Consider the following 12,551-nt stretch of genomic DNA (forward strand, 5'->3'; position numbering starts at 1 on the left):
CGGATGAGGACGAATTTGCTTAAGCCAGCCGCCACCGCCTTAATGCTTGCAGCGCCCGGATTGGCCCTTGCCGACGAGGAAGCCGAACAGATGATGCAGGACGCGCTGCCGCTGATGTATCACACCTGCACCTCTGTTATCGAAGAGGCTGATGGGAACGAAGAATACATTCTGGACGTCGTTGGGAAGATGACGGCCCTTTCGCTTTACAACCGTCAGGTTGACATCGAAGCCCACGCGACTTCGGATGAGGAAAAGGCGGCTCTGAGAGAAACATTTGTGGCCGCCTTGAAAGAGGGCTGCACCGGGGACGGAAACGCCCTGTTGGGAGGCGTTGTGGACAACGCGGTAAAATCGACGCTGGGGCTTTAAATCATCAATAGTGAGGCGGTCGTTCGTCACCAAAGACAACGCCGCCTGAACCTTCCTGCGCCCGTTCTGCTTCGCGCTGCAACAGCATTTCAACCCGTTGGGTCAGCCGGTCGATTTCCGACTGTTGTCTGGTGACGACCGTGTTCAGTTCGTCCACGGTACGGGTCAGATGGGCGATCTCTTCTTCCAGATGCTGCATGGGGAACTCCTGTCTTGCGCTGGTCATAGCGACACAGTTGGCCAAAGGCCAGAGAAAGCGCGCCTTGCCCCGATGCGGACCATGGGATAGACCGCGCGCGGAACAAGGACACTCCCAAGGACGCCCCACATGGCCAAGCCCAAGAAACAGCCCCGCCCCAAGGCCGTCACGCCGAAAGGGTTCCGCGACTATTTCGGCGAGGAAGTCACGCAGCGCACCGAGATGCTGCGGACGATTGCGGGCGTGTATCATCGTTACGGGTTCGACGCGCTTGAAAGCAGTGCGGTCGAGACCGTCGAGGCGCTGGGCAAGTTCCTGCCCGACGTGGATCGCCCGAACGAAGGCGTGTTCGCCTGGCAGGAGTTTGACGAGGGCGGCAATGGCGATTGGATGGCGCTGCGCTATGATCTGACAGCACCTTTGGCCCGGGTCTATGCCCAGCACCGCAACGATCTGCCCACGCCCTATCGCCGCTATGCGATGGGTCCGGTCTGGCGCAACGAAAAGCCGGGGCCTGGGCGGTACCGTCAGTTCTATCAGTGTGATGCGGATACGGTGGGGACGGCCAGCATGGCGGCCGATGCCGAGATTTGCGCGATGCTGTCAGACACGCTGGAAACCGTGGGCATTCCGCGCGGCGATTATCTGGTGCGGGTCAACAACCGCAAGGTTCTGAATGGCGTGCTTGAGGCGATGGGCCTAGGCGCGGACGCGGCAGCGCGCGACGACGTTCTGCGCACCATCGACAAGTTCGACAAGGTGGGTGAGCAGGGCGTGCGCGAGTTGCTGACCAAGGGCCGGCTGGATGTCTCGGGCGCGTTCATCGACGGTGTGGGCCTGTCCGACGATCAGGCCGAGCCGGTGATCGCCTTCCTGACCTCCAAGGCCGATGCTGCCGCCGGAACGCTGGCCAACCTGCGCGCGGCCGTGGGTGACAGCAAGATCGGCGCCGAAGGCATTACGGAACTGGAGCAGATCGGCGAGTTGCTGGCCGCGGGCGGCTATGGTGCTGATCGCATCCAGATCGATCCCTCGGTCGTGCGCGGTCTGGGTTATTATACCGGGCCGGTCTATGAGGCCGAACTGACCTTCGAGATCTTTGATGAGAAAGGCCGCAAGCGGCAGTTCGGGTCCGTCTCGGGTGGTGGGCGCTATGACGATCTGGTGAAGCGTTTCACCGGGCAGGAAATGCCTGCGACAGGCATCTCCATCGGCGTTGATCGCCTGCTCGCAGCGCTGCGCGAAAAGGGTCGGATCAGTGCTCAGGCCACCGGCCCTGTGGTCGTGACCGTAATGGACCGCGACCGCATGGCCGACTATCAGGCGATGGTGGCCGAGCTGCGCAATGCCGGCATCCGGGCCGAGGTCTATCTGGGCAATCCCAAGAATTTTGGTAACCAGCTGAAATATGCGGACAAGCGGAATTCTCCGATTGCGGTGATCGAGGGCGGCGACGAAAAAGCCAAAGGCATCGTGCAGATCAAGGACCTGATCCTGGGGGCCAAGATTGCCGAAAGCGCCACGCTCGAGGAATGGAAGGAACGCCCCAGCCAGTTCGAGGTGCCGCGCAGCGATCTGGTCGCCAAGGTGCGCGAGATTCTGGACAGTCAGGACTAAGCCATGCCCAACCGATCCCAGATCCAGGCCCGGGCCGCGATGATGCGCGTGCGCTTCGAGGCCGCCGGGGCGCAGGTCGTCGACCCGCCGCTGCTGCAATCGGCCGAGACGCTGCTGGACCTCTACGGCGAGGATATCCGCGCGCGCGCCTATGTCACCTCGGACGCGCTGCGCGGCGAACAGATGCTGCGCCCGGATTTCACCCTACCGGTGGTGCAGATGCACATGCGCGACGGGGCCGAACCGGCGCGCTATACCTATTCGGGTGAGGTGTTCCGCCGTCAGGAGCATGACCCCGACCGCGCCAATGAATATATCCAGGTGGGATACGAGGTTTTTGACCGTGACGATCCGGCCGGGGCCGATGCCGAGGTGTTTTCGCTGATGGCGCTTCAGTTGCGTGGGTTGCCTCTGCGAGCGGCAACCGGGGATATCGGTATCCTCACCGCCGCGGTCGAAGGGCTGCGCACGACCGAGCGTCGTAAGGCCGCCCTGATGCGGCACCTGTGGAGACCGCGCCGGTTCCGCATCTTGCTGGATCGGTTTGCAGGTCGCAAGGCGCCCTCGGAAGGGCGCGCCGCGCTGCTGGACGCTGCCGATCCGATGGCCTTTGATGCCCCTATGATCGGCAAGCGCCGCAAGGCCGAAATCGCAGCGCGCATCGAAGCCCTGCGCGAAGACCGCGATACGCCGCCGATTTCCGACAATGAACTGGCCGGGCTGGAAACGTTGCTGAATGTGCGCGAGACCATGCCATTTGCGCTGGAACAGCTGCGCGACGTGGCGGTGGATCTGCCGCAGATCACGCCCGCCTTGGACCGGCTGGAGGCGCGTGTGGCTGCGCTGCAAGCACGTGGCGTCGATGTCGAGCGGTTGGATTTCGAGGCCGCCTATGGCCGGACATCGATGGAATATTACGATGGTTTTGTTTTTGGGTTTTACGCGGAAGGTCGGCCTGACCTGCCTCCGATCGCCACGGGCGGGCGCTATGACGCGCTGACACGGCAATTGGGCCGTGGAGACGAAATCCCGGCTGTCGGCGGCGTGTTGCGCCCCGACCTGATGCTGGAGATTGAGGAGGGTGCTGTATGAGCCTGAAACTTGGTGTGCCGTCGAAGGGCCGGTTGATGGAAAAGACCTTCTCATGGTTCGAAAAACGCGGCATCACCTTGTCACGCAGCGGGTCGGACCGGGAATATGCGGGCAAGGTCGAAGGGATCGACGGTGTCTCTCTGATCCTGTTGTCGGCGGGGGAAATTCCGCGTGAACTGGCGGCGGGGCGGATTCAACTGGGCGTCACCGGGATCGATCTGGTGCACGAGAAACTGCCGCGCTGGGAACAGCAGGTTGAAGAGGTTTCGCAGCTTGGATTCGGCAAGGCTGATCTGATCATCGCAATTCCGGCATGTTGGGTCGATGTCGATACGCTTGATGATCTGGACGCGGCAGCAGCTGCGTTTCGCAAAACCCATGGCCACCGGCTGCGGATCGCCACCAAATACCACCGTCTGGTTCGGGAATTCCTGACAGAAGCGGGCGTGGCCGATTACACGCTGGTCGACAGTCAGGGTGCGACTGAAGGCACGGTGATGAATGAAACCGCCGAAGCAATTGCCGACATCACCTCGACCGGAGAGACCCTGCGCGCGAACCACCTGAAGATCCTCTCGGACGGTCTGATCCTGCAATCGCAGGCCACGCTGTGGCGCAGTCGGGTGGCCAGTTATTTGCCTGATGACAAGCGGGTGCTTGCGGAAGTAATGGACCGGGTAAGCAAAACTTAATCAGGGGCAGCGGTCACTGATTTGCTGATGTCAAAACGTTTTGACCCGCACGTCCCTTTCCATTTTTTGAACACGACATTCTTTCTCAGGTCGAATGTCATGGTGCCGGTGTTGCCGCCTCCGCAGTTCGCGCTGTCGAAGTTGAAACTGATGGATTGCTTTTTGCTGTTCCCCGAAACGCTGGCGCCGTTGATATTTTGCAGCGTTGAGGACGTGATGCCTGCAATGTTGCCGCCGGTAATTGTGACCGACACCGGGAACGGATTTTTGGACGGCACGGTCAGGCTATAGGTTCCATCCTTTGGGGCGGCGAGAACGCTTGTTCCGCCTGCTACAAATACAGCCGCCAATACGATTGTTCGAAATTGTCCAATCATCATAGATTGCCCTCGTTAACTTAATAAAATCAAGTAAACATTCTATGCGATTTTGTTGGCATCCTCAACGCATCACATTGCAGATAGTCTGGTGCCGGCCTTTACAGAACCCCGATTTCCGCCAGGGCGCGGTTCAGATCATCGGGCAGGGCATCGTCCTGCTCGCGGTTTTTGGGCAAATCGGCAGGAGTATCTTCAGGCTTGAGATAACGCCATCCCTGAAACGGGCGTTTCAGGGCGTTCTGGGTGCGGTGCAACTTGGGGTCCAGCACAATGGCACAGCGGCGGATACCATCGTCTCCGATCACTTCATCCAGCCGCAGGATCCGCTGGCGGCATTGGATTACGCCCTTGATGACCCAATAGATCGATCCGCCGTTCAGAATTTCGGCTTCGCGCTTGGGCCACATGCGGGTGACGTGGCGTGGAAGGCCATCTGCGAACCGCTGGCGATAGCTGTCCTGCCAGGCCATCAGCGTGTCGACGCTTTCCGAACCAACGGACAGTTTTATGAGGTTTACGTAATTATCCACAGCTTTCCCACAGAGTCGTCCCGAAGACCATCTTTATATTGTAGCTTGGTTCCAGTTGTCATCAAGGTGTTGTGGTGAGCATGTGATTTGAGGTAGTCTGGATACCTCTTTCAGCACAGGGAATCACCAATGAGCCGCTTTGCCGCCCCCATCGCCGAGCAGATCTGGGATATGAAGTACCGCTTTAAACAGGCGGATGGCACCCCCATCGATCAAACGGTTGAAGACAGTTGGCGGCGCATCGCCCGTGATCTGACGCGGGCGGAAAACGACCCGGGGCACTGGGAAGAGAAATTCTATGAGGCGCTGGAAGACTTTAAATACCTGCCTGCCGGGCGGATCACAGCAGGTGCCGGCACCGCGCGTCAGGTGACCCTGTTCAATTGTTTTGTCATGGGCACGGTACCCGACAGCATGGGCGGCATTTTCGACATGCTGAAAGAGGCCGCTTTGACCATGCAGCAGGGCGGGGGGATCGGCTATGATTTCTCGACCATCCGCCCGCGTGGCGCTGACGTGAAAGGCGTCGCGGCGGATGCGTCGGGGCCGCTGAGCTTTATGGATGTCTGGGATGCCATGTGCCGCACGATCATGTCCGCGGGCTCGCGCCGTGGCGCGATGATGGCGACCATGCGCTGTGACCACCCGGATATCGAACAGTTCATCACCGCCAAATCTGACCCGGCCCGCCTGCGCATGTTCAACATGTCGGTTCTGGTGACCGATCCGTTCATGGAAGCGGTCAAGGCCGATGCCTCGTGGGATCTGATCTTTGACGGCAAGGTCTATCACACGGTTCAGGCGCGTGATCTGTGGAACAAGATCATGCAGGCCACCTATGACTATGCCGAACCGGGCGTGATCTTCATCGACCGTATCAACCAGGCCAACAACCTGAGCTATGTTGAAACAATCGCTGCCACGAACCCGTGCGGCGAACAGCCATTGCCGCCCTATGGCGCCTGCCTGTTGGGTTCGATCAATCTGGCGCGTTTGGTGGTTGAACCGTTTGAGGCAAAAGCCCGTTTGAATGAAGAGGCCCTGCAAGAACTTGTCGCCACGGCTGTCCGGATGATGGACAATGTCGTTGATGTGTCAAAATTCCCACTGGCCGAACAAGAGGCTGAAGCGCAGGACAAACGCCGCATCGGGCTGGGCGTGACCGGGCTGGCGGATGCGCTGTTGATGCTGGGTCTGCGCTATGGCTCGGACGAGGCGGCGCGTCAGACCGAGCGCTGGTTGCACGCGATCGCCCGCGCCGCGTATCTGGCGTCGGTCGACTTGGCCAAGGAAAAAGGGGCGTTCCCCCTGTTCGATGCCGAGAAATACCTGGCCAGCGGCACGATGCAGCAGATGGATGACGATGTCCGCGAAGCCATCCGTGCACACGGCATCCGCAACGCGCTGCTGACCTCGATCGCGCCCACTGGGACGATCTCTTTGTACGCAGGGAACGTATCGTCGGGGATCGAGCCGGTCTTTGCCTATGCCTATACGCGCAAGGTTTTGCAGAAGGACGGCTCGCGGACCGAGGAAGAGGTGGTGGACTATGCCGTTCAGATGTGGCGCGACAAGTTCGGCGATGTCGAGCTGCCCGACTATTTCGTGAACGCCCAGACCCTGACCCCGGCCGAGCACGTCAAGATGCAGGCGGCGGCGCAGAAATGGATCGACAGCTCGATCTCGAAGACGATCAACTGCCCCGAGGACATCTCGTTCGACGCCTTCAAGGACGTGTATATGCAGGCCTGGGATCAGGGCTGCAAGGGTTGCACGACCTATCGCCCGAACGACGTGACCGGTTCGGTTCTGACCGTTTCGGAAAGCGACGACAAAGTGCCGGGCGAAAGTGCGGATGCGCCGCACGAGGTGGATGGCGGCGATGTCATCTACATGTCCGAACCGCTGGACCGGCCGCAATCGCTTGAGGGTTCGACCTACAAGCTGAAATGGCCCGACAGCGAACACGCGATCTATCTGACCATCAACGACATCGTCATCGGCGGCCGGCGGCGTCCGTTCGAGGTGTTCATCAACTCGAAGAACATGGAGCATTACGCCTGGACGCTGGCCTTGACCCGGATGATCTCGGCCGTGTTCCGGCGCGGTGGTGACGTGTCTTTCGTGGTCGAGGAGCTCAAGGCCGTGTTCGATCCGCGCGGCGGGGCCTGGGTGCAGGGCAAGTATATCCCTTCGATCCTGGCGGCGATCGGCGGCGTAATCGAGCAGCACATGATCGCGATCGGGTTCCTCGAGGGCGAAGGGATGGGGCTGAAGTCCGACCCGCAGGCGCAGGTGGTCAACATGGACGCCCCCCGCGGCAAGGCCTGCCCGTCCTGCGGCCAGTATGACATGGTGATGATCGAGGGCTGCATGACCTGCCGCAGCTGCGGGCATTCGAAATGTGGCTGAGACGGGGGGGTCGCTGTGAAAACCAGCAACAGTCTGCAATTTAACCTGCTCAAACTGCAACTTTGACCACCAGAACTTTGCCATCGCGTTTCGAGGCGCTGGCTTTTTTTGATTTGGATTGTGTAGAGAGAGTTGTCAGCGCTTTAGCACGCTCCCGATAAAGTTGGCGGGTGCCAAACCGCATTGGTCCGCTTGGACCAATCAAAGCTTCGTTAGCCTGATTGTGGTCTTCTAGCCATGCAGTGAAATAAAGCAGGTGCCAAATTGAGAATGCCCACGAAGATTGCAGAGAGTATTTGTTTGTAGGCGATTGATAAGTTTCAGAGATGGGCGGGGCCAGATGAGGCTATCCAGCCGAGAAATGCTTCAACAAGTTGAAGAATGCCAGCCGAGTTGCAACTCGCTGCGACGTGCCCGCCGAAAGCTCTTCGGCTTCGTCGATATCGCATCAACCCGTCTCTGGCTCAGCCATTAGTCAACATGACCTAATTGATGAGAGGGATGGCTAAGGAGTAAACCCTTTCGGCACACCGAATATCGGCGAGTCCACGCTGCGACCTGTCAACGAATGCAGAAAAGCAATCAGGTTTTCTATTTCCAATTCCGCAAGCTGGATCGGATCAATATCAATTTTCTTGCGTTGACGTGCCATTTCATATTGGTCCTGCCAAACTAGGAAATCCGTTTTTTGCAACCATGGCACGTGGGGTAAGGCAGCCATTTGTGGGGTCCATTTGTCCAGGCTGGCCTGCGGATCCAAATGATGGCGAATGACGCTTTCAAGATCGGGGAAGGCGCCATTGTGACCGTACGGTGCGGTCAGGGCAACGTTACGGAGCATCGGGGTGCGGAACCTGTAGGCATCCTCAAGGCGGTTGCTTTCACCCATGCGGCCGACATCCCGGACGAAGGGATCCCACTGCCGGGTGCGACCCGGCCCAAAGGGTGGCAAGCCCAGTGCATGGAACTTCTGATCTGACATGAGCGGTCCGCTGTGGCAGGCGGAGCAGCGGGCTTTGCCGTAGAACAGCCTCATCCCCTCGATTTGCGCCGGTGAAAGGGCATTCATGTCGCCCGCAAGATAGTGGTCAAACGGGCTGTCGGTGCTGCGCCACTCGATCGCCATGAAAGCGGCCAGAGCGTTGGCGACTTGCGTGATCGTGATGTCCTCGGTCGTCTCGACCTCAGCAAAGGCGGCGACTATGGCTGGACCATAGCGCGGATCGGTGCGGACGCGTTTCGCCAGAATGAGCCAGCCCTTGTCGATGCGATCATGCACCGCGCCTGTGACTTCATTTTCGGCCACATTGCCCGCCATCTCGAATTGTGAGGTCAGGGGAAACAGAGCCTGTGCCGCCAGCAGGGAGTTCAGGCCCTCGGGCAGCCACTCCTGCGCCGGGGAATTGAAGCCGTTGCCGTAGACGTCGGAAATGCTCAGCCTGCCGTCGTGAAAGACGGTGTGTATGTCCTTGGCCCCAAGATTCCACAGGCCCGGAGAGTTGCGAGGGATGCGTTTGCGTATTCTGTCGGCCCCGGTGCCGGGTGTGCGGTCCGGCCCCAACCCCTGCCCGCCTTCTCCTATGCCCAGAGACAACCCGTCCGAAGTGCCGAAATCCGGGTGGTGACAATGGGCGCAGGCGTTGTTGCGGTTGCCTGACAGGATCGGGTCGTAAAACAGTTGATGACCGATGGCGGCCTGTTCCATATCAAAGGGGATAAAGTCATCATCGGTCAGCGGGCGCGGCAAATCCTGTGCCACAGCGGCCCCGACCCAGAAGAAGGCAACCATCCCATGCGCCAGCTTGTTCTTGCCCTTTGCGTATTTGCGTCTCCGGCTCTGGCTGAACTGGAACAAGCCCGCGATATGATGGAAGCCGGACAGTTTGCTGCCGCGCGCGAGGAACTTCTTCCAGCCGCGCGCTCGGGCAACGCCGAGGCTGAAGAGCTGATCGGCGTGATGTACGGGCTGGGTTTGGGGGTCGAGCAGGATTACGAACGGGCTTTTGAATGGTATCTGCGCGCCTCGATGAAGGGGCATCCGGGGGCGCAATCGGGCGTTGGCTGGTATTACGAATTGGGTCTGGGCATGCCTGCGCCCGATCTGGTGCGCGCGTATATGTGGTACACGCTCAGCGCCATTGGCGGCGACCCCGATGCGGCGATCAGCCTTGAGGAAGTGGTCAAGAAAATGTCGCCGGAGCAGATTGAAAAGGCGCATGTTCTGGTCAACGACTACAAAGGGTGGATGTACCCGTTTCGGTGAGGGCCAGGCCGCAAAGCCCGGCCCAACCGTTCACTTCAGATCCGCATCGCGAGCGGCGTTGACGTCCGCCTCAGCCGCCGCGACCGCCTCGGTCAGTGCAGCAAATATCTCATCGCCACGCGCAACGTTGGACTGGAACCAATCATAGACTGGCGTTGCGGCCTCTTTGAACGCAGCCTTCTGATCGGGTGTCAGCACATAGAGGTCTCCGCCACCGGCAACGAAATCCTCATAGGCTTGGATCGACTTGCGCTTGGGGGAGGCGAAAGTGGCCTGTTGCAGGGCATAGAACCCGTCGACCACGACGCGGCGCAGATCCTCGGGCATCTCCTGGAACTTGGCGTTGTTCATCCACCACAATGCGCCCATATAGGCGTGGCCGTCCAGCGTTACGTATTGCAGGCCCGCATCCGGGAATTTCATGCCCATGATGTCGGTGATGCCGTTCTTGGATCCTTCAACGACACCGGTCTGGAAGCTGGTGAACAGTTCCGGCCACGGGATCGGGGTGGGCGACGCACCCAGCGCCTTGACCAGTTCCTGCGGCAGGTCGGCGACGACGGTGCGGATTTTCAGACCTTCCATATCCGCAGGCTCGGCAATGCGGCGCTGTGTGTTGGCAAAGTTGCGCCAGCCGCCGGTGTTGCCGATGGTCATCAGACGGATCGCGCCGCCCGAGTCCTCAAGCGCCATGTCGCGCATTGTGCGGGTGAAATCGCCCGACAGGACATGCTCGGCAATGCGGTCATCGGCCATCAGATAAGGTAGGTCCAGAACCTGCACGTAAGGAAAGATGCCTGAGGCACCGCCCGAGGTCGAGATGTAGATGTCGATGGTGCCGTCTGCCACGCCCTGCAAGCATTCGGCCCCGTTCGAGCAAAGCTGTGTGCCGATGAACAGTTCGACCTCGATCGCGCCGTTCGAGGCAGATTCGACATAGTTCTTGAAGACGATCAGCCCGTCATAGTCCTCATCGTTTTCGTTCGAATTTGCGGTTGCGCGCAGCGTATAGTCGGCGGCTATCGCAGCCATGGCGGACGCCGCCACCAGCGATGTGGCCACCGCTGTGGTTTTGATGAATTCTCTGAGCATGCGTTTCCTCCCTGTGGAACTCAGTTAGTTGGCAAATCCCGTTATCCTCGGGATCGTCATGGATAGTGCGGGTATGTAGGTGATCAGGAAAATCACGATGATTTCGACCGCCAGGAACGGCAGGATCGCTTTGGCGATGGTTTCAACCCGTTCGCGCGATACGGCGGCAGCCACGAACAGGACCAGGCCCATTGGCGGTGTGGCGAGGCCGACGGTCAGGTTGACGCTCATGATGATGGCAAAATGGATCGGGTCGACGCCTAGGCTGGTGAAGATCGGGCCAAGGATTGGTCCAAGGATGATGATCGCAGGGCCTGCGTCCAGGAACATGCCAACGATGAACAGCAGCAGGTTGATCAGGAACAAAAGGATCAGCGGGTTTTCTGACAGGCTGAGGATCAGCGAGGCCAGTTGTTCCGGCGCATGGCTGAGGCTGACAACCGTCTTGAACGCCATCGCAGCACCAACCAGCAGCAGAACAACGGCTGAAGTCATGCCTGCATTGCTGAGCACCTCGGGGACCTCTTTCCATGTCAATGTCCGCAGGATGAAGAACCCGATGATGAAGGCATAGCCCACGGCGACTGCCGCAGCCTCGGTCGGTGTGAAGATACCACCCAGAATACCGCCCAGAATGATGACCGGTGTCATCAATGGGAAAAAGGCCTTCAAACTGGCCTGACTCCGCTCGGGCCATGTGTATTTGCGGCTGGCGATGGGGAAGTCATAGCGGTCGGCCATCAGTTTGATCATCAGCATCAGACCGACACCGACCATCACGCCCGGAACGATCCCCGCCAGAAACAACGCGGCCACGCTTTCGCCCATCACATAGGCGTAGATGATCATGATGCCCGAGGGCGGAATGATCGGCCCGATCACCGAACTCGCCGCCGTGATCGCGGCGGCGAATTTGCGGGTATAGCCCTGTTTCTCCATCGCCGGGATCAGCATCGACCCAAGCGCCGAGGTGTCCGCCACTGCGGACCCTGAGAGGCCCGCGAACAGGATCGAACTCAGCACGTTCACATGCGCCAGACCACCGCGCAGGTGTCCCATCAGGGCCTGCGAAAACTCGACAAGGCGGATGGTGATGCCGCCTCGGTTCATGAGCTCTCCGGCCAGCATGAAGAAGGGGATCGCCATCAGAGGGAAGCTGTCCATACCGTTATAGACATTGCGATACAGCAACGTGATGTCGTTCGTCTGGCCGTTCAGCCACAGCAGGATTCCGGGCGCCGCCAGCAAAGCGAAAAAGACCGGCAGGCCGATCAGCAGGAAAATCAGGAAGGTGGGCAGGAACCAGATCAGCATTTATTCGGCCCCCACTGCCGCATCAGGAATTTCAGGCAACAGGTGGCCGCCGCCCAGCAGAGTGATGAAGGATCGCAGGATCAGCTCGATATTCACCGAGATCAGCAGGATGATCCCCACCAGCAGCGATGTCATCATCCAACTGCGAGGAATGCGATACCATTCGTCGAACCCGAAAGAGGTGGGCAGATACAGCGCGGCAGTGGCGAATTTTCCGCCAAAGCCGGTGACCTCGGACCAGCCGATATTGACCGCGACCAGCAGGACGGCGAGCGCGATCAAAAGCAGGAACAGATTCAGCGTCTGGCCGATGATGCGGGGAAGGAGGCGTTCCAGCATGTCAATGGCTACAAAACCGCCGCGCCGAAACGCGGTGGGCGCCATAAGACCGGTCATCCACAGCATGCAGAACCGCGCGGCCTCGTCCGGCCAAGGCAGCGCATTGCCCAGAACGTATCGGAAAAACACCTGGATCAGAATTGCGATCACCATGAGCGCAATCGCAACAACACCAACCGCGCGGCCCAGACGCAGCACGGTTTCGTTCACGAATGCAATCGGTGCAAGCACCGATGCCAGTCCGCCCAT

The 12,551-nt window shown here is 59.6% G+C and carries 13 protein-coding genes and 1 pseudogene; 7 read left to right on the forward strand and 7 right to left on the reverse strand.

The features are described 5' to 3' along the window. Positions 1 to 3 precede the first annotated feature (3 nt). A complete protein-coding gene (locus GOW09_RS13455; RefSeq protein WP_253282647.1) occupies positions 4 to 372 on the forward strand; it encodes a hypothetical protein in 369 nt (122 codons plus the stop codon). A 4-nt stretch (positions 373 to 376) separates the two neighbouring features. Here the strand turns inward: GOW09_RS13455 and GOW09_RS13460 are convergent, their stop codons facing one another. Beyond that, positions 377 to 571, reverse strand: coding sequence for a SlyX family protein (locus GOW09_RS13460; protein WP_152460143.1), 195 nt, complete (start codon positions 569 to 571; stop codon positions 377 to 379). A 129-nt stretch (positions 572 to 700) separates the two neighbouring features. Between GOW09_RS13460 and hisS the strand changes: the two genes are divergently transcribed. From hisS to hisG, 3 genes are read left to right on the forward strand one after another with little or no spacing between them, the layout of a single operon-like run. Continuing rightward, positions 701 to 2,188 carry a histidine--tRNA ligase gene (hisS, locus tag GOW09_RS13465; RefSeq protein ID WP_171119084.1) on the forward strand — a complete coding sequence of 496 codons (1,488 nt, stop codon included), beginning with the start codon at positions 701 to 703 and terminating at the stop codon, positions 2,186 to 2,188. Positions 2,189 to 2,191: 3 nt separating this feature from the next. Further along, the gene (locus GOW09_RS13470; RefSeq protein WP_171119086.1) at positions 2,192 to 3,280 is read left to right on the forward strand and encodes an ATP phosphoribosyltransferase regulatory subunit; all 1,089 of its coding nucleotides are present in this window, start codon (positions 2,192 to 2,194) and stop codon (positions 3,278 to 3,280) included. Continuing rightward, complete coding sequence (gene hisG, locus GOW09_RS13475; RefSeq protein ID WP_171119088.1) at positions 3,277 to 3,972, forward strand: ATP phosphoribosyltransferase; 696 nt, start codon at positions 3,277 to 3,279, stop codon at positions 3,970 to 3,972. Before GOW09_RS13470 ends, hisG begins: the two co-directional genes overlap by 4 nt. On the opposite strand, the gene GOW09_RS13480 is transcribed toward hisG, so the two are convergent. Further along, complete coding sequence (locus GOW09_RS13480) at positions 3,969 to 4,352, reverse strand: hypothetical protein (protein ID WP_171119090.1); 384 nt, start codon at positions 4,350 to 4,352, stop codon at positions 3,969 to 3,971. The genes hisG and GOW09_RS13480 overlap by 4 nt on opposite strands. Positions 4,353 to 4,450: 98 nt before the next feature. Further along, positions 4,451 to 4,882, reverse strand: a complete 432-nt coding sequence (locus tag GOW09_RS13485; protein WP_171119093.1) for a DUF1489 domain-containing protein — start codon at positions 4,880 to 4,882, stop codon at positions 4,451 to 4,453. A 129-nt stretch (positions 4,883 to 5,011) separates the two neighbouring features. On the opposite strand from GOW09_RS13485, the gene GOW09_RS13490 reads away from it, so the two are divergent. Together GOW09_RS13490 and GOW09_RS13495 are read left to right on the forward strand one after the other, a co-directional pair. Then, positions 5,012 to 7,294 carry an adenosylcobalamin-dependent ribonucleoside-diphosphate reductase gene (locus GOW09_RS13490; RefSeq protein WP_171119095.1) on the forward strand — a complete coding sequence of 761 codons (2,283 nt, stop codon included), beginning with the start codon at positions 5,012 to 5,014 and terminating at the stop codon, positions 7,292 to 7,294. A 356-nt stretch (positions 7,295 to 7,650) separates the two neighbouring features. Then, a pseudogene (locus GOW09_RS13495) lies at positions 7,651 to 7,769 on the forward strand (IS5/IS1182 family transposase); the annotation flags it as partial. A gap of 30 nt (positions 7,770 to 7,799) precedes the next feature. Here the strand turns inward: GOW09_RS13495 and GOW09_RS13500 are convergent. After that, the gene (locus GOW09_RS13500) at positions 7,800 to 9,083 is read right to left on the reverse strand and encodes a cytochrome-c peroxidase (protein ID WP_171119097.1); all 1,284 of its coding nucleotides are present in this window, start codon (positions 9,081 to 9,083) and stop codon (positions 7,800 to 7,802) included. Between the two features lie 3 nt (positions 9,084 to 9,086). On the opposite strand from GOW09_RS13500, the gene GOW09_RS13505 reads away from it, so the two are divergent. Continuing rightward, positions 9,087 to 9,557 carry a tetratricopeptide repeat protein gene (locus tag GOW09_RS13505; RefSeq protein ID WP_152460163.1) on the forward strand — a complete coding sequence of 157 codons (471 nt, stop codon included), beginning with the start codon at positions 9,087 to 9,089 and terminating at the stop codon, positions 9,555 to 9,557. A gap of 30 nt (positions 9,558 to 9,587) precedes the next feature. Here the strand turns inward: GOW09_RS13505 and dctP are convergent, their stop codons facing one another. From dctP to GOW09_RS13520, 3 genes are read right to left on the reverse strand one after another with little or no spacing between them, the layout of a single operon-like run. Next, positions 9,588 to 10,649 (reverse strand): TRAP transporter substrate-binding protein DctP, encoded by a 1,062-nt coding sequence (dctP, locus tag GOW09_RS13510; protein ID WP_171119098.1) that lies wholly within the window; start codon positions 10,647 to 10,649, stop codon positions 9,588 to 9,590. Positions 10,650 to 10,673: 24 nt separating this feature from the next. Further along, a complete protein-coding gene (locus GOW09_RS13515; RefSeq protein ID WP_171119099.1) occupies positions 10,674 to 11,963 on the reverse strand; it encodes a TRAP transporter large permease in 1,290 nt (429 codons plus the stop codon). Further along, entirely contained in the window at positions 11,964 to 12,551 is a 588-nt protein-coding gene (locus GOW09_RS13520) for a TRAP transporter small permease subunit (RefSeq protein WP_171119101.1), read from the reverse strand.

Source organism: Ruegeria sp. HKCCA5463 (genome assembly GCF_013034175.1).
In the GTDB taxonomy this organism is placed as follows: domain Bacteria; phylum Pseudomonadota; class Alphaproteobacteria; order Rhodobacterales; family Rhodobacteraceae; genus Ruegeria.